This window comes from Caldicoprobacter guelmensis (assembly GCF_016908415.1).
Taxonomy (GTDB): domain Bacteria; phylum Bacillota; class Clostridia; order Caldicoprobacterales; family Caldicoprobacteraceae; genus Caldicoprobacter; species Caldicoprobacter guelmensis.
Map to the genome: position 1 here is coordinate 341,474 of NZ_JAFBDW010000004.1, position 18,005 is coordinate 359,478.

Consider the following 18,005-nt stretch of genomic DNA (forward strand, 5'->3'; position numbering starts at 1 on the left):
GTTTTGGCCTTAGTAAAGCTTATATTTTCTTCTTTTGCGCAGGCTATAACCAGCCTGTTCTTTATTGGCATTGTGATGGTGGCTTATCTGTATATCCAGAGGAATGCACGGCTTGAAGAGTCATGGCTGGGCGTTTTGCGCAATCCAGTGTCTACCCAGCTTGCTGACGTGGTGCTGTATGGCATGTTGGTGGGATTGATGGCCAGTATTCTTATAGTGGTCATCGGCATTGCCATCGATTACAATGCCATACTTTTTATCTGGCCTCTGGCGCTCTTCCTTATGTTGTTCAATCAAAGGTATATATGCTTTTCCTATGCTGGGGGGATAGTCTCGCTGGTAAGCCTGCTTATGGGTTGGCCCAAGATAGATGTATCCTCATTGATTGCTCTTGTGGGGGTCTTGCATCTCATGGAGAGCCTGCTCATCATACTAGATGGTTATAAGGATAGCCTTCCTGTATGGATAGAGCATAAGATGTTCAAGCCTGTGGGAGCGTATCTAATGCAAAAGGTGTGGCCCATACCTCTGGTAGTGCTGGTCATACCCGAAGCGAGCGCCAGCCTGGCCTCGGGTGGGGGCGTTGCCATGCCGGACTGGTGGCCGCTATTTAAACCACAAAATATGGCGCAGGTGTTTGCCCTTCTACCCATCGTGGCTGTTTTAGGGTATGGTGATATTGCCATAACCCAGCTGCCGAACGAGAGGACGCGGGAGTCGGGGGTGTGGTTGGGAATATATAGTACGGCTATTTTAATCATGGCAGTGGTTTCATCACGGGTTTACTGGGTAAAATACGTTGCGGCGGTGAGTACTCCTCTGTTTCATGAGCTGTTCATCATTTTGAGCAAGCGAGGTCAGATGCAAGGGAAACCGGCTTTTGCAGTTCCATGGAGAGGGCTTAGGGTGCTGGAGGTGCTTCCAGAAGGTCCGGCACAAAAGATGGGTGTTCAGCGCGGGGATATATTGCTGAGGCTAAATGGCAAGGACATAAACAGCGAGGATATGCTGCAGGAGGTTTTGAGTCAGTGTATGTATTTCATATGGGTGGATGTCAAACGCAAGGATAAGGTGATAACCCTGGAGTACAGGGATTATCAGAATCCCATCGAGAACCTGGGCATTATATTCGTCCCGCGTATCACCGGCAGATATTTCCGTATAGATGAACAGAAGGGAATCATATTCAGGCTGTGGAAACGAATACGGCATAGTTTGAAAGAGGCACAGAGTGAGTAACTGTGCCTCTTTGTTTTTTACAGGTTTTACATGCAAAAGTTTTGCTAGGGGGTTCTTATTTTAAGGTGAAGGTAAGCATTGTATTTCATATAGCTACAATATGTAATGCGCCTTCCATTTTTTTAAAGTCAATAGGTGTTGACGTGGTGTTGACAGCTTGACAAAATGAGGTTAAAATAAAATTGGCATATGCCAATAAATTTTTACCCTGAGAGACTGCGGTGTTTGTTAGCTGAAATAAATTGTCTGAACAGTACCTTATTAAAAAAGTGAGAAATAGTTTGCATGAGTAAAGGGTTAAACTATACAAAAAAAGGCAATGCCAGCTTTCCTATCTTTGAATAGATCATAAACAAATGCAAAGTCAAGGAAAGGAGATTGTATATGTCACAGGAAATGCAAAATCAAAAAAACAGGGTCCAAGGGAATATTCCCAAATCCACTAACCCGTACGGCAATATAAAGCACGTGATTGCGGTGATGAGCGGAAAAGGAGGGGTAGGGAAGTCCTCGGTGACGGCACTGCTTGCCACATGGCTGAAGGAGAAAGGATATAAAGTGGGAATTCTCGATGCCGACATCACCGGCCCCAGCATACCCAAGTTGTTCGGCATAAAAGGCAAAGCAAAGAGCAGGGAAGGGGCGTTGCTGCCAGTTGTTACAGTCAAAGGTATTGAGGTCATGTCTATAAATTTGCTGCTGGATAAAGAAGACCAGCCGGTGATATGGCGCGGGCCTTTAATATCTGGCGTTGTCAAGCAGTTTTACGAGGAAGTGGACTGGGGTGATTTGGATTTCCTGCTTGTGGACCTGCCGCCTGGAACAGGCGATGCTCCTCTGACGGTCATGCAGTTTTTACCCCTTGATGGGATAGTGGTGGTGACTTCGCCGCAGGAGCTGGTGGGATTGATTGTAAGGAAGGCCATACATATGGCAAAGACGATGAATGTCTCCGTTGTGGGTTTTGTGGAGAACATGAGCTATCTGCAATGCCCTAAATGTGGAGAGGTTATAGAGCTTTTTGGCAGGAGTAAGGGAAAGCAAGTGGAAGAGGAGACAGGGATCCCCTTCCTGGGCAGCCTGCCTCTTGTGCCTGATATAACGCAGCTGGGCGACGAAGGGCGAATTGAGCTGGTGCATCACCTGTATCCTGACTTTTTCAAACCAGTGGCCGAACGATTTATGGAGCAGTTTTAGAGATATGGGGGAGTGTGGGGGGCAGTAATCCCCTCCTCAATTTATCGAGGGGAGGTCACCAAGGTAATTTCGGGCAAAAATTTTTTAAAATTTTTTTGCGTAAAATTATTGACATATGCCCCTAATATAAATAGAATATATTTAGAGCATATGCCCAAAATGGTTTTCGGGGGCTTGAAAGAGTTCTGGATGTGGCGCGGCACTTTGGAATTCCTGCTTTCGTATGCATAAACAAATATGACTTAAACCCAGAGATAACCAAACAAATTGACCGTTTTTGCCAACAAAACGGTTTTCCAGTGATAGAAAAACTTTAAGACGCCAGTGGAGGCAGGGAACGTCGGGTTTACCGATGAGGTAGTGAAATTGTGGCACAGACTTGTGGATGAACTGAAAAAGCTGACTGTGTGAAAGAATGAATTGCGTTACATATGTCTTTACTGTCATCTGCATTTCAAAAAAGGGAAGAAGGGGGTGTATCTTATGCCCGGCTTTGATGGAACGGGACCTCTGGGGCAAGGGCCCATGACAGGTGGAGGGAGGGGATACTGCGTAGTCCCTTTAAACAAACATTGTAGAGGTTGGTGTGATCCGCGCTTTTTCGGGCGCGGCAGGGGACGGGGCTACAGGCACTGGTTTTGGGCTACCGGTCTTCCTGGTTGGATACGGGCAGCTTACGGCTATCCTGCCTTTGGCGGCTGGGTCAATCCTTATGCATACCCCTATTATGTGGGCGATGCCAGTCAGCTCAAGGAAATTGACATCTTGAAGGAGCAGGCTGAGGTACTTAAACAGCAGCTGCAGGATATCCAGGACAGGATAAAAGAAATTGAGGAGTCAGAAAAAGAAGACGATAAATAAGTCGGTTGGGGAGGAGAAAGTTCCGGGGTTCTCCTCCCCAAATTTTCAAATTTTTATCATTTTTTATTATTTTGACGATTGTGAAAGGAGAGATAAAATTATAAGGTACGCGATTTCAGCTAATCAGGGATATGTGTCTCCTCATTTTGGCAGATGCCAGAAATATGTTTTAATAGACATCGAAAATGGAGAAGTTACCAGCGGACAGGTAATAGACAATCCAGGGCACTCTCCTGGATTTATACCAAAGTTTTTGCATGACAAGGGTGTGAATTGTATTGTTTGCGGTGGTATAGGCAAGCAGGCAGCCCAATTGTTGGAGGAATATGGTATTGAGGTAATAACAGGAGTGGAGGGCAGCGTTGAGAGTGTTATACAAAAGTTGCTTGTAGGAACCATTGAAGGCGGGGCAAGTTTTTGTCACCACAAATGAGAACCAAATATCAAGCTCCCCGGCTAAACCCTGCGCTTATTGTTATACGCTGCAATTGAGGGAAGTCATAGATATTTAGCGGTATGTCCTGAAGCAGCTTTATGGTGCTTTTAAAGTCCTTTACAAGGTCAAGCTTATTTTCAAAGAGTATTTCCCTCAAAGAGGTGTTTTCCCACTCCACCCACCTTACATATCTTTCTCGCTCTTTTATATAAGCTTCAAAAGAGCTGCTGCTTTTTATCTTTTCTATCACTTCATTACACAGGAAAAAGTTGCAGACGTACGATCGGTAGCGCGGAGGAAGGGAGCAGCCATAGCCGCTCTTGACAAATGGACACGCCTTGAAGAATATGGAATGGTCCCGGATGTCTCTTGCGTCAATCCTATTCCCGCTTTCCATGTACCTGACATAGCCTTCCTCATCAAAATATCCTTTGGCGTGAATCTCGAAAGGGTGTATCTCGACAGAGGGAAGCCGCCTTATGGTCTCCAGGACGCGCAATCCTTCCAGCGACCTGGCCATCCTCTGTATGTCCAAAAGTGTGAACCTGGGATAATAATAACAGCAACCTCTATTTTTAATGCTGCACAGGCTTATGCCCATGATGCTTGAGCAGTTTTTACAACCAGTGTAAACATAGCGCGGTACTCCTTGGTCTATGCTAACGTATACTATTTCCATATGTGACCATCTTCCAGTTCCTTTAAAATTTTTACATTTTTTATTATATTTTTGCTATTGCGATGATGCAAGCTGCAATTTCAGGTTGTATCCCCTACATTTTCGTGATTGCCTGTGTGACGTTCAAGCGGGGCCAGGGATATAATTCCTGAGGCAAGTTGGTGCAGTGCCTCCCTGCTTACGAAATAGAGTCCTTTCTTTTGGACAACCTTGTTATTTCTTGATAAAATCGTTGTATAGCGATATAATTAGTAAAGAGGCTATAGTTTAATTTAAGAGGAGTTATTCCTGATGGATAAAAAAGAATTAATTCGCTATTGGGTTGATACGGCTTTGCGAGATTATAATACCATGCTCCACTTGTATGAGACTGGAGACTATCATTGGAGTCTTTTTATAGGGCATCTGGTTATTGAAAAGCTGATTAAGGCGATATATGTGAAAAATGTAAGTGATAATCCTCCGAGAATTCATGACCTTTCTAGATTAGCTGAGAAAGCCTTGATATTCATACTACAGATGAGCAAAAAGATGTGCTGGATTTGTTAACAACATTTAACATTAGTGTTAGGTATCCTGACTATAAGTACGAGTTTTATAAAAAGTGTACCAAGGAATATGCATCGGAGAACATTGAACGTATAAAGGAGATGAAAAAATGGCTGCTAAGTTTACTCTGGGAATAGTGGAAAATATCGTCAAAAATTATGCTGAATTGCTTAAACGGGAAATAGGTGTAAAGGAAGTGTATCTGTATGGTTCATATGTTAACGGAAATTATTCCGAGGACAGCGATATAGATGTTGCGGTTGTATCTGATACATTTTCAGGAGATTTAGTAGAAGATACTTTGTTGTTAATGCGGCTCAGGAGGAAAATTGACAACAGAATATCACCACGGCCATTCACTAGCGATGCATTTGCAGAAGATGACCCATTTGTAAAAGAGATTAAAACTAAAGGGATAAGGGTAATATAAAAAAGCAGGTAATGTTACCTGCTTTTTCCATTATTTTGGTCATTAATAGAATATGAACAGTCAGGATGCTCGCATATTTACTATAGAGCCACCAGTGAAACTGGTTTGGACAATTTTAGCAATCTATAAGTACGATAGATGGACCTAGTTCACATAACGTAACAGCGTTCATCAACATGAAGATTTTGATGACGTATGAATTGTGATATAATTGACTCTGGAGGAGTGAGCGGGCAATGCGTTTTAAGTTGAAGTCGGATTTCAAACCCCAGGGAGACCAGCCCAAGGCTATTGAGGCCCTGGTGGAGGGTTTAAATAAAGGCGAAAAGCACCAAACCCTGATAGGGGTTACCGGTTCGGGCAAAACCTTTACCATGGCCAACATAATCGAGCGCGTGCAGCGCCCGACTCTGGTTTTGGCGCACAACAAAACGCTGGCGGCTCAGCTGTGCAGCGAGTTTAAGGCGTTCTTCCCAGACAACGCCGTTGAATACTTTGTGAGCTATTACGATTACTATCAGCCAGAGGCTTATGTGCCGGCCACCGATACCTACATCGAGAAGGAGACTTCTATTAATGATGAGATAGACAAGCTGCGCCACTCGGCTACTTCGGCGCTCCTTGAGCGCCGGGATGTAATAGTTGTGGCCAGCGTATCATGCATATATGGTTTGGGTAATCCCAAGGAATACAGGAACCTCACGCTATCACTACGTCCCGGGATGGTAAAGGACAGGGATGAAATACTGCGCAAGCTGGTGGATATACAGTACCAGCGAAACGATATAGACTTCGTGCGGGGAACTTTCCGGGTTAGGGGAGATGTGGTGGAGATATTCCCCGCAGGGTCTTCGGGCCGGGCCATCCGTGTGGAATTCTTTGGCGATGAGATCGACAGGATCGCCGAGATTGATGCTTTGACCGGAGAAGTGCTGGGATACCGCACTCATGTGGCCATATTCCCTGCTTCGCACTATGCATCGTCGCGCGAACACCTGGAACAGGCCATCGCACAGATAGAACGCGACCTGGAGATAAGGGTTAAGGAGCTTAAAGACCAGGGACGTTTACTTGAAGCCCAGCGCCTTCTGCAGCGCACCAACTATGACATCGAAATGATGCGCGAGGTGGGATACTGCAACGGCATAGAGAACTATTCCCGCTATCTGGACGGCAGGCAACCTGGCGAGCCTCCTTATACCCTGCTGGATTATTTTCCCGAAGACTTCCTCATGTTCATAGATGAGTCCCATGTTACCATACCGCAGTTGCGGGCCATGTATGCCGGAGACCGCTCCAGAAAGGACAACCTGGTGGAGTACGGTTTTAGGTTGCCTGCAGCTTATGACAACCGACCCCTTACATTTGAGGAGTTTGAAAGCAAGATAAACCAGGTCATATACGTCAGCGCTACTCCGGGACCGTATGAGCTTGAAAAATCATCGCGCGTGGTTGAACAGATCATAAGGCCTACGGGACTGGTTGATCCCGAGGTGGTGGTGCGGCCGGTTGAAGGTCAGATCGACGACTTGATTGGCGAGATACGTCAAAGGGTTGAAAAAAACGAACGAGTACTGGTCACCACTCTGACCAAGAAGATGGCCGAGAGCCTCACCGAATACTTGAGGGAAATGGACATAAGGGTACGGTATCTGCATTCGGACATCGATACCATCGAGCGCATGGAAATCATTCGCGACCTGCGAAAGGGTGAGTTTGACGTTTTGGTGGGGATAAACCTACTCAGGGAAGGTTTGGACCTTCCTGAGGTATCGCTGGTGGCCATACTTGACGCTGATAAAGAGGGCTTTCTCCGCTCCGAGACCTCGCTTATACAGACCATTGGCCGTGCGGCGAGAAACGTCAACGGCAAGGTCATAATGTACGCCGATACCATAACCGATTCCATGCGCAGGGCCATAGATGAGACCAACAGGCGACGCCGCCTGCAGATGGAGTACAACCAAAAGCACGGGATTACCCCCAGGACTGTTGTGAAGGGCATACACGACATCATAGAGGCTACAAAAGCCGTGGCCGAGCAGCCCGCCGATTATAATGTAAAAGAGCAGCTGTCGGTCGAGGAGATATATTCCCGCATAGAAAGGCTGGAGAAGGAGATGAGGGACGCCGCAGCAGCCCTTGAGTTTGAAAAGGCTGCTCAAATCAGGGATGAGATATTCAGATTGAGGGAAAAGCTGCAGGATGCGAAAGAACAGGGCAAGAAGCAGCAGAAGCAACCGGCTCCAAAGTCTGGCTCGAAGAAAAAGCGCGGGTCGTTGTGAGGTGTTATATCGTTCGTTGTTAATGCGAAAAAAGCTTTGCTTAAAGTTTTTCTTGATAAACTGTCTGTGGTCTTGTTATAGCAGGAAATGCTGGGCTTAGAATATTGAATGACGGCAAAATATATCCCACCGCCAGTAAGCGCGGTGGGAGTTTTTATATTACGCTGGCTTAGGTTTCGGTCCGAGGAGATTACTCTATGATAACAGTACCATCTTCTTTTATTTCTACCTCTGAACCTTCTTTGATGCTTTCTAGAAAATCTTTTCCTAAAGAATCTACAGTAACTATTCTTTTATTTAACCACACATCGGTTAAAATTATTCCCGCCGCAGCAAGGGAATCAATCTTCTCTGAAAATAAAATGGCTCTGGGGCCTATGTTCATCTTAGAAATAGTTAAGATTACAAGGCCACCGGTAGTAGAGCCTATAGTTTGAGGTATGCACAACACTTTATCTGTTAAAACCTTTTTGTATAAATCTGTGTTGTCTTGATCTGAACATATTGCCTTCCTGGCTCTCATTATTATGCTCTTTTGGAAGGATGCAAGGGTATTAAAGCCTTTTTTGCTTACAACGGCTTGCCCTTTAACATTCCCTGGAATAATTGGCCTGCCTTTAAAAATTGTCATGACTGCGGTCCCCCTATTCTATTTTTGTTAAAATATCCAAAAGCTCTTCATCTGTGTAAAATCTTGCTGTAGAGTAGGTCCTCAGTTTATTTGAATTAGTGATTATCGGTTTTTTAGCGCATAAAGGATTATTCATGTACATGAGAGGGCAGATAGAAGTGAGCTTGACTCCCATACTGTTCAGGGCTTCAAAAGTTTTTATCTCTTTTTTAAATGTGTCTATTACGTCAGGAGCAGCGCAAATATAGACGGGGATACTTAATTTTTGTTTTTTAAGCCGTGCAGTCAGGTTTTCGTACCACCAGTGTATTTGATTTAAACTGGCATGAGGACAACCTATAAAGCAAGCGACTGGTTTGGCTTCTTTATTTTTCCAAAGCACGGGGTAGGAATTGTATATTTTTTGGAGTTCATCGTCATCAATTACATACACTCTGTAGTTTTCTTTTAAAAGGGACTTTCCATATTCCTTGGCTTCAGGAGTAAGACCTTCCACATGATAAAGCCCCACTGCTCCATTTGAAGCTGCAGCAGCTCCCATATCCTTTAGATAATCCTTTACTTCTTTTGTGAGTTCATTTCCTATTAATTCCGAAAGGCCAACAATATACGGCACATCTTCTATTACTTTAAGGCCGATTGCACTCCCTAAAAGCTGAGGGTTGGGCACCTTGCTTACTTTTAATTCTACGAGCCAAGAGGCTTTTCTGCCTTCATCGGTTAAAAATCCGAAATAAGGTGCTTTGCCCAAAACATTGCACAATACGTCTATGCCTGCGGAATTCCTGTTTGTCCTTGCTCCTATCACTGAATTTGCATATACAACTGCTGAGGACTCAGACCATGCCAAATATTGGCCTTTTTTGGGAATGTTCCCGACCTCGTCTAAATAACAAGTACAAGTAAAAGCCTTATCGTCCAAAAGCCCCAGCTTTTTGAGCTGTTCTTCACATTTTTCTTGCTTCCCGTAAATAAAATTGAAAAGTATTTTTTCTAAAAAGGAATAATTTATATTTTGTGGGTCAAAGGGCCTAGGGTCAACCGTAAAGGGTTTAAAAGTCTTGATACCGTTTTGTATTATTTCGTCCAATATTTCAAAATAAGGTTTTATCATGCTTGCCCCAAATGATGTCACGAAATGGGGTGCCCCATCGAGGGGCACCAACTTTTCAGCTCCAAAAGCTTCCCCATACATGACGACAGATTTTATAATTTTTTGCCAAAGAGGGCCTCTTTTTCCTTCAAGCATTTCGATTTCATCTTTTTCTAATCTCATATAAATCCCTCCTACTTTCTACAGGCTGCGTCCTAATAGATAACCTGCTTTTACGGCTTCGAAAACTTTTGCAGGGCTGAAAGCGTCACCAATATTATATATGTTTTGTGCTGCCCTTTCTTTTATGCACTGATAATAAAGCGAATCATCAGGTACAAGTCCGACTGCCATTACCACCAGGTCTGCTTTTATTTCAAATTCGTTTTCCTCCTCACCGATTTTCTTCTCAAATGGATTTTCAATATTTTCCGGCAAAATAGGCTGCCAAACAGCATAGGGGTCAGGTACATTCTTCAACTTTCTGGCCACCAGTACACAATCTTCTTTGATGGACTTCAATCTGGTGCAATTTAACAGTTTAACATTTTTTCTCTCCAGGTAATGGATTATATGCCCTCTGTTAGCGGTGCATACACCTTTCATGAAATATGGGAGCATTTCTATCACTGTAACGTTTTTATTTTTTTCATATGCCAGCCAATAGGCTATTTCACAACCTACTGCGCCGCCACCTACGATCACAACATTTTCTTTTCCATTAGCAAGCTCAGGGTATTGTAGCAAGTTGAGTGCTGTAACAACGTGGGGTAAGTCTATTCCCTCGACGTTTAATTTCTTTTCTTTAGTCCCCGTGGCACATACGATTATGTCATAATTCATACTCTTTAATAAATCAGCGGATGCTTCTTTGTTTAGTTCAAGCTTTAGGCCATACACCTTTTCTGCTTTTTTGACTTGATGTTCCAAATGATTCAAATAGTTAACGATGTCATATTTTATCTTGGGGATTGCCCCTAATAACAATGTGCCTCCTATTTGAGATTTCTTGTCATAAAGTGTAACATCGTGTCCCCTTTTTGCTAAGGTGATGGCGCACATTATACCTGCAGGACCTGCACCTACTACTGCAATCTTTTTCTTTTCCCTGGCAGGTGTTTCTTCACTATATAAATCTTCGTTTCCGGTTTTTGGGTTGACAGCGCATTGCGGATGTCCGCCTTCTATAAATTCATTGATGCAACCTTCCTGATCGCCTATACAAGGCGTTATGTCTTCTACCCTGCCAGCATAAGCCTTGTTACACCACTCTGGGTCAGCAAGGAGGGGTCTTGCAAGCATGACCATGTCACACATATCTTCTCTTAACGCTTTCTCGGCAAGGTCGGGATATCCTAGCTTTCCAACTGCCACAATAGGTATATCGAGGCCTTTATTTGATTTTATGTTGTTTTCTCTAAAGTAATCTTTAACTATTTTTGAAATTATCAGGAAGCAACCCGGAGGCATCGAGTTAGGCGGGTGAGGAAGCCACCAATTATCGTAGCATCCCAAATCGACATCAAACATGTCCACGCCTGCTTTAACTAGATTTTTCATATACTCTAGAGTTTGTTCAACTGTTCTTTCGTTTTTAAAGAGTCGTAGTGGTTTTACTTTATCCATTTTTTCTTTGTATGTCTCGTTTAAAGCAAGTGAAAGGTCAATTCTGTACATTATGGGATAGTCTGGGCCTACTCTTCTTCTTATCTCTTTAACCAGTTCAATGCCGAAAGCCTGCCAATCTGAAAATTTACCCCATTTTCGCCTGTTAAATGCAGGGTTTGTAAGCTGCTCTAGAAGATACCCTTCGTGTCCATGTAAATAAACCCCATCCATAAGAGATGCCTTTGCATCTGCGGCTGCCTGTCCTGCATTTTTTATAATTTTATAAAGCCCTCTGTCCGTAAGAGGTCTGCAAGGGATATTTGGTATATAGAAATTAGGATTCCACGAAGCCGATACAGGAAGTTTAAATTTTTTAATAAGGCATTCTGGAGAACCTACCCTTCCAAGTCCAGGAGTTAATTGAATAAAAATTTTTGCTCCGTATGCATGGACTGATTCTGCAATATCTCGCCATCCAGCAAATACAGTACGTGATTTGTCTATTCGCGGGAAATAACTCCTATCACCTTTTTCTGTTACGGTAGGGTCAATATAGTGGCTGACAGGGACCAAACCCGTTGTGATTAGCCCTACTCCACCCTTGGCTCTTTCCGAAAAATATTTGATCATTTTAATGCTAGGCCTTCCCATCTCTTCGGCCATAGATATGTTGCCCATGGGTCCCATTACAATGCGATTTTTTATTATTATAGAGTTCACTTGGATAGGAGAAAAAAGCTTCTCATAAGGATAGAGATCTTTTGTCATTCTACCCCATCTTAGCTTTTCTTCATCTAAAAACCAATCTCCGAGTTGATCGATTAAATTTTGAACAATTTCCTGATATTTATTCATGGAATCCCTCCTTAAAGATGTGTTTTTATAAGGCTGTTTGTCAAAGAAGCGAGTATCAATAAGTACAACTGTTCAGCTTTTAACATTGTCAAAATTTTAACAAACAAAAACAAAACCCTACACTGTAAGAATATCACTTTTGTACTGTGATTTCAATATAAAATGGTTTCAAATGCAAGCTTTGGGTGTATTAATTGTATAAAGGTTACAGATTATAGACTAAAAAATAATCAATTCAGGTATATTGGAGGTGCTGCTAATGTCGCGAAAGATAACAGGAAAGGTTACCTGGGTGGGCAAGATAGACTGGGAGCTTAAGAGGTTTCACGGCAACGAGCTTTCAACCCACAGGGGTTCCTCGTACAATTCATATCTCATAAGGGACAAAAAGACTGTCCTGATAGACACGGTGTGGAAGCCCTTTGCAGGTGAGTTTGTCCAAAATCTTAAGAAGGAGATAGACCTCAACAAGATCGACTATATTGTCATAAACCATGGGGAAATTGACCACAGCGGAGCCTTACCCGAGCTTATGAGGGAGATTCCTGATACCCCCATATATTGCACTGCCAATGCCGTAAAATCGCTCAAGGGGCATTATCATCACGATTGGAATTTCGTTGAGGTGAAGACCGGCGATACCCTGGATATAGGGGAAAGTAAGCTGGTATTCATCGAGGCGCGGATGCTCCACTGGCCCGACAGCATGTTTACATATATGACGGGCGAGAATATACTGTTTAGCAATGACGCGTTCGGTCAGCACTACGCATCGGAGCAGCTTTTCAATGACCAGGTGGACCAGGATGAGCTGTATTACGAAGCCATGAAGTACTATGCCAACATATTGACGCCTTTCAGCAGCTTTGTCACAAAGAAGATTAAAGAGGTTATGGATATGGGATTGCCCATCGATATCATATGTACCAGCCACGGCATTATATGGAGGGACAACCCGCTTCAGATTGTCAACAAGTACCTGGAATGGGCTGACAATTATCAGGAAAACCAAATCACCATCATATATGATACCATGTGGAACGGCACCAGGCGAATGGCAGAGGCAATTGCAGAAGGTATAAGGTCTGCCGATGATGCCGTGGTGGTTAAATTATATAACGCTTCTAAGTACGACAAAAACGATATAATCACAGAGGTGTTCAAATCCAAAGCTGTGCTGGTGGGTTCGCCCACCATAAATAGGGGGATCTCCTTTTCCATATCGGGTATCCTGGAGATGATCAAGGGCCTGGGCTTCAAGAACAAAAAGGCGGCCGCTTTTGGAGCTTATGGCTGGAGCGGCGAAAGCGTAAAGATTATCAATGAGGAGCTTAAGGATGCCGGCTTTGAGGTTGTAGATGAGGGCGTAAGGGCTCTGTGGAACCCTGATGAGCAGGCGCTTGAGCAGTGCAGGGAATTTGGCCAGCGCTTTGTAAGGAGTTTGTGATGTTTTGGCTTAAAAGTTATATAACGATTAAGTGATCTTTGAGCTCAGCAAGGACGACCTGGCATCCTATACCGGGATGTCACCCGAGATGTTAAGCAGAAAGCTCTCATATTTCCAGAAGATGGTCTCGATAAAGCTGGGTGGCGAAGGAAAATCGTCATACTGGACAAAGAAAGTCTGGCATCCCTCATGTAGGGATGCCTTTTATGTTTTTTTGGCGTTTTGATGGGAATTAATGTTGATAACAATTTGGGGAGATGCTATTATTATTTTTAGAGATGAGGATAAAAGAGATACATTATGTGTAAATACTCTAGAAAAGTAGCTGAATTATATAGACGTAATGTGATTGATTTTGTAAGACAACCTTCTACAAGAATTTGGGTGTAAAATCCTCTGGACCGAACCTGCAAACAAAACGAAGTGAAATCCTCGGACTTTTCGAGAACGTACATATGTGATATTATAGGAGGGAGATAAATATGTTCAACTTGAAATTATGTTTAAAAAGGCGATTTATTTTTTTATGTGTTGTATGTGTTATGATTTTTGTATTATTTCACGTTACTGTAGTAAAAGCAACAAATTTATCACTACAAAAAATAAATATTGTTTATTTTTATGATAATCCGTGTGCCTCATGTAATGAGGAAGAAAAGTTTATTGACTTATTTAATTCTTTGGTAGGAACGGATAAAGAAAATGTAAAAGTAAACATTGCTATGTATAATGTATTTAAGGGAGGTGGGTTACAACTACTGAAAGAGTATTTTGAACGATATAACGTGCCGAAGGAAAAGCAAATTACTCCCATACTTTTTATTAACGATCAATTTCTTGCTGGGGATACAGCTATTAAGGCAGGCCTCAGGGATATATTTTTACAGGAAAAGAATAGTATAGGGACTAATACTGTTGAAAATAACAAGGACAGTAATAATAATCAAATAGTTATTGTGTACTTTTATGTACCTGATTGTAGAGAGTGTGAAAAAGTGGATAAGTTTTTGAGTACCTTGAAAAAACGTTATCTGGTGGAATTTGAGGATAGTACTAAATATACATATGTGAATATAAAAAAATTTAGCATTGGGGAACCTAAAAACTTGGAGCTAATAAAGAAATATTTTGAAGTTTATAAGGTACCAGAAAATGATCAATTTGTTCCCATTGTTTTTATAGGGGATACCTATTTAGCGGGTTTGGAAGCAATCAAGGAAGAATTAATAGAAAAAATAGAGACGGGAGAAGGTATTACTACTCTTGATTTGAGTGAAGGCGAGTATCATGATTCAAGCTTTGTCATGAGTTTAAACGGTTATGATATTATAGGAGTGCTAATGGCCGGATTAGTGAATGGTTTCAATCCGTGTTCTTTATCTATGCTATTGTTTTTTTTATCACTCGTTGTGGCCAAAGGCACGAATATACTGAGAACGGGATTTGCTTTTTGTTTCGGAAAGTTCCTTAGCTATTTGCTTTTAGGGACGCTCCTTTTTAATGTGTTTCTTAAATTTCAGATACCATGGTTTTCTACTATTGTAAAAACAATTATTCTGGTAGGGGTATTCATTATAGTTTTAATAAATATACAAGATTATTTTGCAGCAAAGCATGAAAAGTATGATAGGATTCGTCTGCAGCTTCCTGCTTGGCTTAGAAGATATAATCATGAATGGATAAAGAATTTGTTTTCAAGACAAAATAGTAGGTGGTTATTCGTATTAAGCTTTGGGTTGGGTGCGATGATTTCGGTAGGAGAGTTTTTATGTACTGGTCAGATATATCTAGCTACCATTGTATATTTCTTAAGAAGCAGTTTTACATTCAATTTACAGGCATTACTATACTTTATATTATACGATTTGGCTTTTATTATTCCTCTGCTTTTAGTAACATATGTGATATATAAGGGAAAAGAAGTATTTGACGTATCAGATGCTATTCGTCGAAGGATGCCTTTCATTAAGTTGATAAATGCAATATTATTTTTAGCATTTGGGATAGTTGTGCTTATTTGGTTTTGATATGTAATTTGTCAAATTGATGATCAGAGGTGGCAGATATGAGAGATATTGTTCTAGGTTTTTTAAATAAACAAGGGAAAATGCTCTTCGAACGAAAGTTAACTGCTATACCTCTAAAAGAAGAAGTTATCATCTTAAGGAGTATAGAGTATTTTAATGACCCTGAACCTTGTATGATCCATAGGTCTGCAGTGATGAAAAGGATTTTTATGGAATTTGGTGAATTTTTAAATCAAAACATTGAGAAAGGGAAATTTGAATTGTTGTGGGATGAAATACCAGAAGAATTGAGAAAAATTATTGATATTAATGGAGATATTGAAGGGATATGTATAAAAATCAGATAAAATGCTTAGAACTTCGCACCTTAAATATATTGGACCTTGAAAAATCAACATTTTTCAGCATGAAAGTATAAAAACCTCCTCCTTTTTATGGTATAAGTGTAAATGGTTATAAAATACAAAAATACCAAAAATAAGAAATATTTGGATAAATATTTTAACACAAAAAGCTTACGATGAAAAGAGTATAATTACATTAATTTCATCTTTTTGTAAAGAATATTCTGTTGACAAGGTATTCAAAGAAGCCAATGCTTATAAATCCAAGGGAATACCTGTAATCCATATTTTCATGTATCTTCTGCAGCTTGTTTATACCAAGAAAAGCATGTATATTGAACATGGTAGCGGAACACGTGATGTGGGCTTTGCAAAGGATGTTGTAGAGAAATTTCTGAATTCACCTTTTACTAATTGGACTGTGTTTCTACTCAATCTTGCAGCTCGTATTATAGCCAAGATTTCGAAGTTAACTTCTTGATGGTAGAACTATGGTACTTTCTATAGCCGTCTAAGGAGCAAGAATATAGGATTTCAAAGGTACATGATTAATACAGGAAAAGGTGATAAATTTAAGTGCGGTTTCAACCTATTGATTCTTCCATGAACTGATGGAGTTACACTAATTTTTATTATTGAGGCATCTTTGTTCATAGGATAAAAAAACAGATTTAGAGATATTAAACTTAAAGATTGACAAACCTTCGTGTGAGTTATAAGGCAAGCTAACAAAAAGTTTAAATGTGTTTTTGGTTAGGAGGGGTTGCGTTGAGGAAAAGGGTTAAGAATCAGTTTCAATGGGAATTTATAAAAATTTTTATGTTTCGTTATATTGTAGTTATGCTCTTACCAATTTTTATTATTTCTATAATTTATTTTAGCTCTTTAAAGGTAATAGAACAATATACTATACACTCTAATATTAAGATGCTTGATAAGATCAGAAGTATGTTGGAAAGTCGTATAGATGAGGTTAATAGTATTATTGAACAGATAGCTTGGAATAGTAAAATAAGCAGATTTAATATGATAAATGAACCTTTTAAAGGTGCGAATACCTATAAGATTTTGGAAACTAGAGCTCAACTGTATAATTATAGCCTAACCAATAGTTTTATTCTAGATTATTATGTGTTATATCTAAATAGTGGAATTGTCATAGGTCCTGAACAGACATATCGGTTAGAACAATTCTATAGGTTTTTCTTTAATTATGAAGGTATTGACTATAATGAATGGATAGAAGAAATATTCAGAGTATATAACCGAGGAACTATTATTCCTGAGCGTCAGGCGTTCTTTAAGGGGAATTCATATAAAGTTCTTACATATATGAGAGATTTGGGGGCAACACCTACAGGTAGACGGAGTAAAGTAATGTTTCTCTTAAATGGAGATGTGATAAGAAATTTATTGAATGGATTTGAATTTTCTGAACAAGGATGTGCATACATTACTGATGAGAATGGCTATCTTCTAAGTGCTTTTCCTTCGCAAATTGATGAAATTCCAGTCTTCATTGATATGGATGGTGGAACTGAAGGTTATCAGAGACGGATGTTTAATGGGGAAGACATGCTTTTTATCTATATCATTTCTCAAAATACTGGTTGGAGATATGTGGTGGTCCAACCGTATGAGAATGTAATGAAAAAGGTGTCTAACATCAAAAAGATAAGTTGTAATGTTTTCTCAGGTGCTATTATTCTGGGACTGGTGATTGCATTTTTATGGTCTAACCTGACTAGCGTATCCCTCAAGAAACTTTTTGATCTAATTTCGCAACATGGGAAAATGCTTCCTATTAAAGATCCTTTTGAATACATTCAGCATTCAGTACATGAAATTATTAACTCTTGTTCTGCAAATTTGAAAGTTAAATTACCAATATTGGTTATATAATCCTATATTGGTATAATAGCACTAAACATTTAAGCAACAAGCTTTAATTTGGCGTATATATCCACCAATGGAACATCATTCTTTGCATGGTAATACACAAAATCTACAAAATCTTTGATAGACTCCTTCTTCATATGCTCTATCGTATCCCCTATAGTATCAAGATTTAGTTGCTTCCCCCTTACCCTGTAATATTCTAAAAAGTTATACGCCAGAAAACATAGCAACATATACCTTTCAATTGAAACAAGACTCCTTACTTTGTACTCATCAAAACCTAGACTCTCCTTTAAATACTGATAGCTGGTCTCTATTGTCCAACGTACTGCATAGTATCTCAATATTATCTCATTACCAAGCTCTATATCGGTGGAGAGAATACACACGGGAGTTTCAAAACCATCTTCTTTAACTTCATAGGA

At 40.8% G+C, this 18,005-nt stretch carries 18 protein-coding genes; 13 read left to right on the forward strand and 5 right to left on the reverse strand.

From position 1 onward, the window contains the following. Positions 1 to 3: 3 nt before the first annotated feature. From JOD02_RS07725 to JOD02_RS07740, 4 genes are all read left to right on the forward strand, one after another. Positions 4 to 1,239, forward strand: coding sequence for a PDZ domain-containing protein (locus JOD02_RS07725; RefSeq protein WP_204488446.1), 1,236 nt, complete (start codon positions 4 to 6; stop codon positions 1,237 to 1,239). Between the two features lie 384 nt (positions 1,240 to 1,623). Next, on the forward strand, positions 1,624 to 2,436 hold the full coding sequence (locus JOD02_RS07730) for an Mrp/NBP35 family ATP-binding protein (RefSeq protein ID WP_204488448.1): 813 nt from the start codon (positions 1,624 to 1,626) through the stop codon (positions 2,434 to 2,436). Between the two features lie 483 nt (positions 2,437 to 2,919). Next, positions 2,920 to 3,297, forward strand: coding sequence for a DUF5320 domain-containing protein (locus JOD02_RS07735; protein WP_204488450.1), 378 nt, complete (start codon positions 2,920 to 2,922; stop codon positions 3,295 to 3,297). Further along, positions 3,266 to 3,730, forward strand: a complete 465-nt coding sequence (locus tag JOD02_RS07740) for a NifB/NifX family molybdenum-iron cluster-binding protein (RefSeq protein ID WP_204488451.1) — start codon at positions 3,266 to 3,268, stop codon at positions 3,728 to 3,730. The genes JOD02_RS07735 and JOD02_RS07740 overlap by 32 nt, the downstream gene beginning before the upstream one ends. 10 nt (positions 3,731 to 3,740) lie before the next feature. On the opposite strand, the gene JOD02_RS07745 is transcribed toward JOD02_RS07740, so the two are convergent. Next, positions 3,741 to 4,412, reverse strand: a complete 672-nt coding sequence (locus JOD02_RS07745) for a hypothetical protein (RefSeq protein WP_204488452.1) — start codon at positions 4,410 to 4,412, stop codon at positions 3,741 to 3,743. Positions 4,413 to 4,703: 291 nt separating this feature from the next. On the opposite strand from JOD02_RS07745, the gene JOD02_RS11660 reads away from it, so the two are divergent. The 4 genes from JOD02_RS11660 (at position 4,704) to uvrB (ending at position 7,676) form a co-directional block, all read left to right on the forward strand. After that, positions 4,704 to 4,961: a HEPN domain-containing protein gene (locus JOD02_RS11660; RefSeq protein WP_279380672.1), complete on the forward strand. Its 258-nt coding sequence runs from the start codon at positions 4,704 to 4,706 to the stop codon at positions 4,959 to 4,961. Beyond that, positions 4,946 to 5,098 (forward strand): HEPN domain-containing protein, encoded by a 153-nt coding sequence (locus tag JOD02_RS11665; RefSeq protein ID WP_341534559.1) that lies wholly within the window; start codon positions 4,946 to 4,948, stop codon positions 5,096 to 5,098. The genes JOD02_RS11660 and JOD02_RS11665 overlap by 16 nt, the downstream gene beginning before the upstream one ends. Beyond that, positions 5,071 to 5,391: a nucleotidyltransferase domain-containing protein gene (locus JOD02_RS07755; protein ID WP_204488453.1), complete on the forward strand. Its 321-nt coding sequence runs from the start codon at positions 5,071 to 5,073 to the stop codon at positions 5,389 to 5,391. Before JOD02_RS11665 ends, JOD02_RS07755 begins: the two co-directional genes overlap by 28 nt. 236 nt (positions 5,392 to 5,627) lie before the next feature. Further along, positions 5,628 to 7,676 carry an excinuclease ABC subunit UvrB gene (uvrB, locus tag JOD02_RS07760; protein ID WP_204488454.1) on the forward strand — a complete coding sequence of 683 codons (2,049 nt, stop codon included), beginning with the start codon at positions 5,628 to 5,630 and terminating at the stop codon, positions 7,674 to 7,676. Between the two features lie 190 nt (positions 7,677 to 7,866). Here uvrB and JOD02_RS07765 read toward each other — a convergent pair whose 3' ends face one another. From JOD02_RS07765 to JOD02_RS07775, 3 genes are read right to left on the reverse strand one after another with little or no spacing between them, the layout of a single operon-like run. Beyond that, positions 7,867 to 8,307, reverse strand: coding sequence for an aconitase X swivel domain-containing protein (locus JOD02_RS07765; RefSeq protein ID WP_204488455.1), 441 nt, complete (start codon positions 8,305 to 8,307; stop codon positions 7,867 to 7,869). A 13-nt stretch (positions 8,308 to 8,320) separates the two neighbouring features. Beyond that, positions 8,321 to 9,583 (reverse strand): aconitase X, encoded by a 1,263-nt coding sequence (locus JOD02_RS07770; RefSeq protein ID WP_204488456.1) that lies wholly within the window; start codon positions 9,581 to 9,583, stop codon positions 8,321 to 8,323. Between the two features lie 18 nt (positions 9,584 to 9,601). Beyond that, a complete protein-coding gene (locus JOD02_RS07775; RefSeq protein WP_204488458.1) occupies positions 9,602 to 11,863 on the reverse strand; it encodes an FAD-dependent oxidoreductase in 2,262 nt (753 codons plus the stop codon). A 259-nt stretch (positions 11,864 to 12,122) separates the two neighbouring features. On the opposite strand from JOD02_RS07775, the gene JOD02_RS07780 reads away from it, so the two are divergent. The 5 genes from JOD02_RS07780 to JOD02_RS07800 all read left to right on the forward strand — a co-directional run bounded on the left by JOD02_RS07780 (position 12,123) and on the right by JOD02_RS07800 (position 17,583). Further along, the gene (locus JOD02_RS07780) at positions 12,123 to 13,310 is read left to right on the forward strand and encodes an anaerobic nitric oxide reductase flavorubredoxin (protein ID WP_204488459.1); all 1,188 of its coding nucleotides are present in this window, start codon (positions 12,123 to 12,125) and stop codon (positions 13,308 to 13,310) included. 88 nt (positions 13,311 to 13,398) lie between these two features. After that, positions 13,399 to 13,536 carry a hypothetical protein gene (locus tag JOD02_RS07785; protein WP_243426396.1) on the forward strand — a complete coding sequence of 46 codons (138 nt, stop codon included), beginning with the start codon at positions 13,399 to 13,401 and terminating at the stop codon, positions 13,534 to 13,536. Between the two features lie 256 nt (positions 13,537 to 13,792). Next, positions 13,793 to 15,337 carry a hypothetical protein gene (locus JOD02_RS07790; protein WP_204488463.1) on the forward strand — a complete coding sequence of 515 codons (1,545 nt, stop codon included), beginning with the start codon at positions 13,793 to 13,795 and terminating at the stop codon, positions 15,335 to 15,337. A 38-nt stretch (positions 15,338 to 15,375) separates the two neighbouring features. Continuing rightward, positions 15,376 to 15,684 (forward strand): hypothetical protein, encoded by a 309-nt coding sequence (locus tag JOD02_RS07795; protein ID WP_204488464.1) that lies wholly within the window; start codon positions 15,376 to 15,378, stop codon positions 15,682 to 15,684. A gap of 765 nt (positions 15,685 to 16,449) precedes the next feature. Continuing rightward, positions 16,450 to 17,583 (forward strand): cache domain-containing protein, encoded by a 1,134-nt coding sequence (locus JOD02_RS07800; RefSeq protein WP_204488466.1) that lies wholly within the window; start codon positions 16,450 to 16,452, stop codon positions 17,581 to 17,583. Positions 17,584 to 17,612: 29 nt separating this feature from the next. Here JOD02_RS07800 and JOD02_RS07805 read toward each other — a convergent pair. Continuing rightward, the coding region (locus JOD02_RS07805) for a transposase (RefSeq protein ID WP_204488468.1) at positions 17,613 to 18,005 on the reverse strand (393 nt) is incomplete at its 5' end.

Bases quoted from the DNA above. Each gene is read 5' to 3' on its own strand.
- JOD02_RS11660 (WP_279380672.1), top strand. From the start codon at position 4,704: ATGGATAAAAAAGAATTAATTCGCTATTGGGTTGATACGGCTTTGCGA.
- uvrB (WP_204488454.1), top strand. From the start codon at position 5,628: ATGCGTTTTAAGTTGAAGTCGGATTTCAAACCCCAGGGAGACCAGCCC.
- JOD02_RS07755 (WP_204488453.1), top strand. From the start codon at position 5,071: ATGGCTGCTAAGTTTACTCTGGGAATAGTGGAAAATATCGTCAAAAAT.
- JOD02_RS07735 (WP_204488450.1), top strand. From the start codon at position 2,920: ATGCCCGGCTTTGATGGAACGGGACCTCTGGGGCAAGGGCCCATGACA.
- JOD02_RS07745 (WP_204488452.1), bottom strand. From the start codon at position 4,412: ATGGAAATAGTATACGTTAGCATAGACCAAGGAGTACCGCGCTATGTT.
- JOD02_RS07730 (WP_204488448.1), top strand. From the start codon at position 1,624: ATGTCACAGGAAATGCAAAATCAAAAAAACAGGGTCCAAGGGAATATT.
- JOD02_RS07770 (WP_204488456.1), bottom strand. From the start codon at position 9,583: ATGAGATTAGAAAAAGATGAAATCGAAATGCTTGAAGGAAAAAGAGGC.
- JOD02_RS07785 (WP_243426396.1), top strand. From the start codon at position 13,399: ATGTTAAGCAGAAAGCTCTCATATTTCCAGAAGATGGTCTCGATAAAG.
- JOD02_RS07795 (WP_204488464.1), top strand. From the start codon at position 15,376: ATGAGAGATATTGTTCTAGGTTTTTTAAATAAACAAGGGAAAATGCTC.
- JOD02_RS07765 (WP_204488455.1), bottom strand. From the start codon at position 8,307: ATGACAATTTTTAAAGGCAGGCCAATTATTCCAGGGAATGTTAAAGGG.
- JOD02_RS07775 (WP_204488458.1), bottom strand. From the start codon at position 11,863: ATGAATAAATATCAGGAAATTGTTCAAAATTTAATCGATCAACTCGGA.
- JOD02_RS07780 (WP_204488459.1), top strand. From the start codon at position 12,123: ATGTCGCGAAAGATAACAGGAAAGGTTACCTGGGTGGGCAAGATAGAC.
- JOD02_RS07790 (WP_204488463.1), top strand. From the start codon at position 13,793: ATGTTCAACTTGAAATTATGTTTAAAAAGGCGATTTATTTTTTTATGT.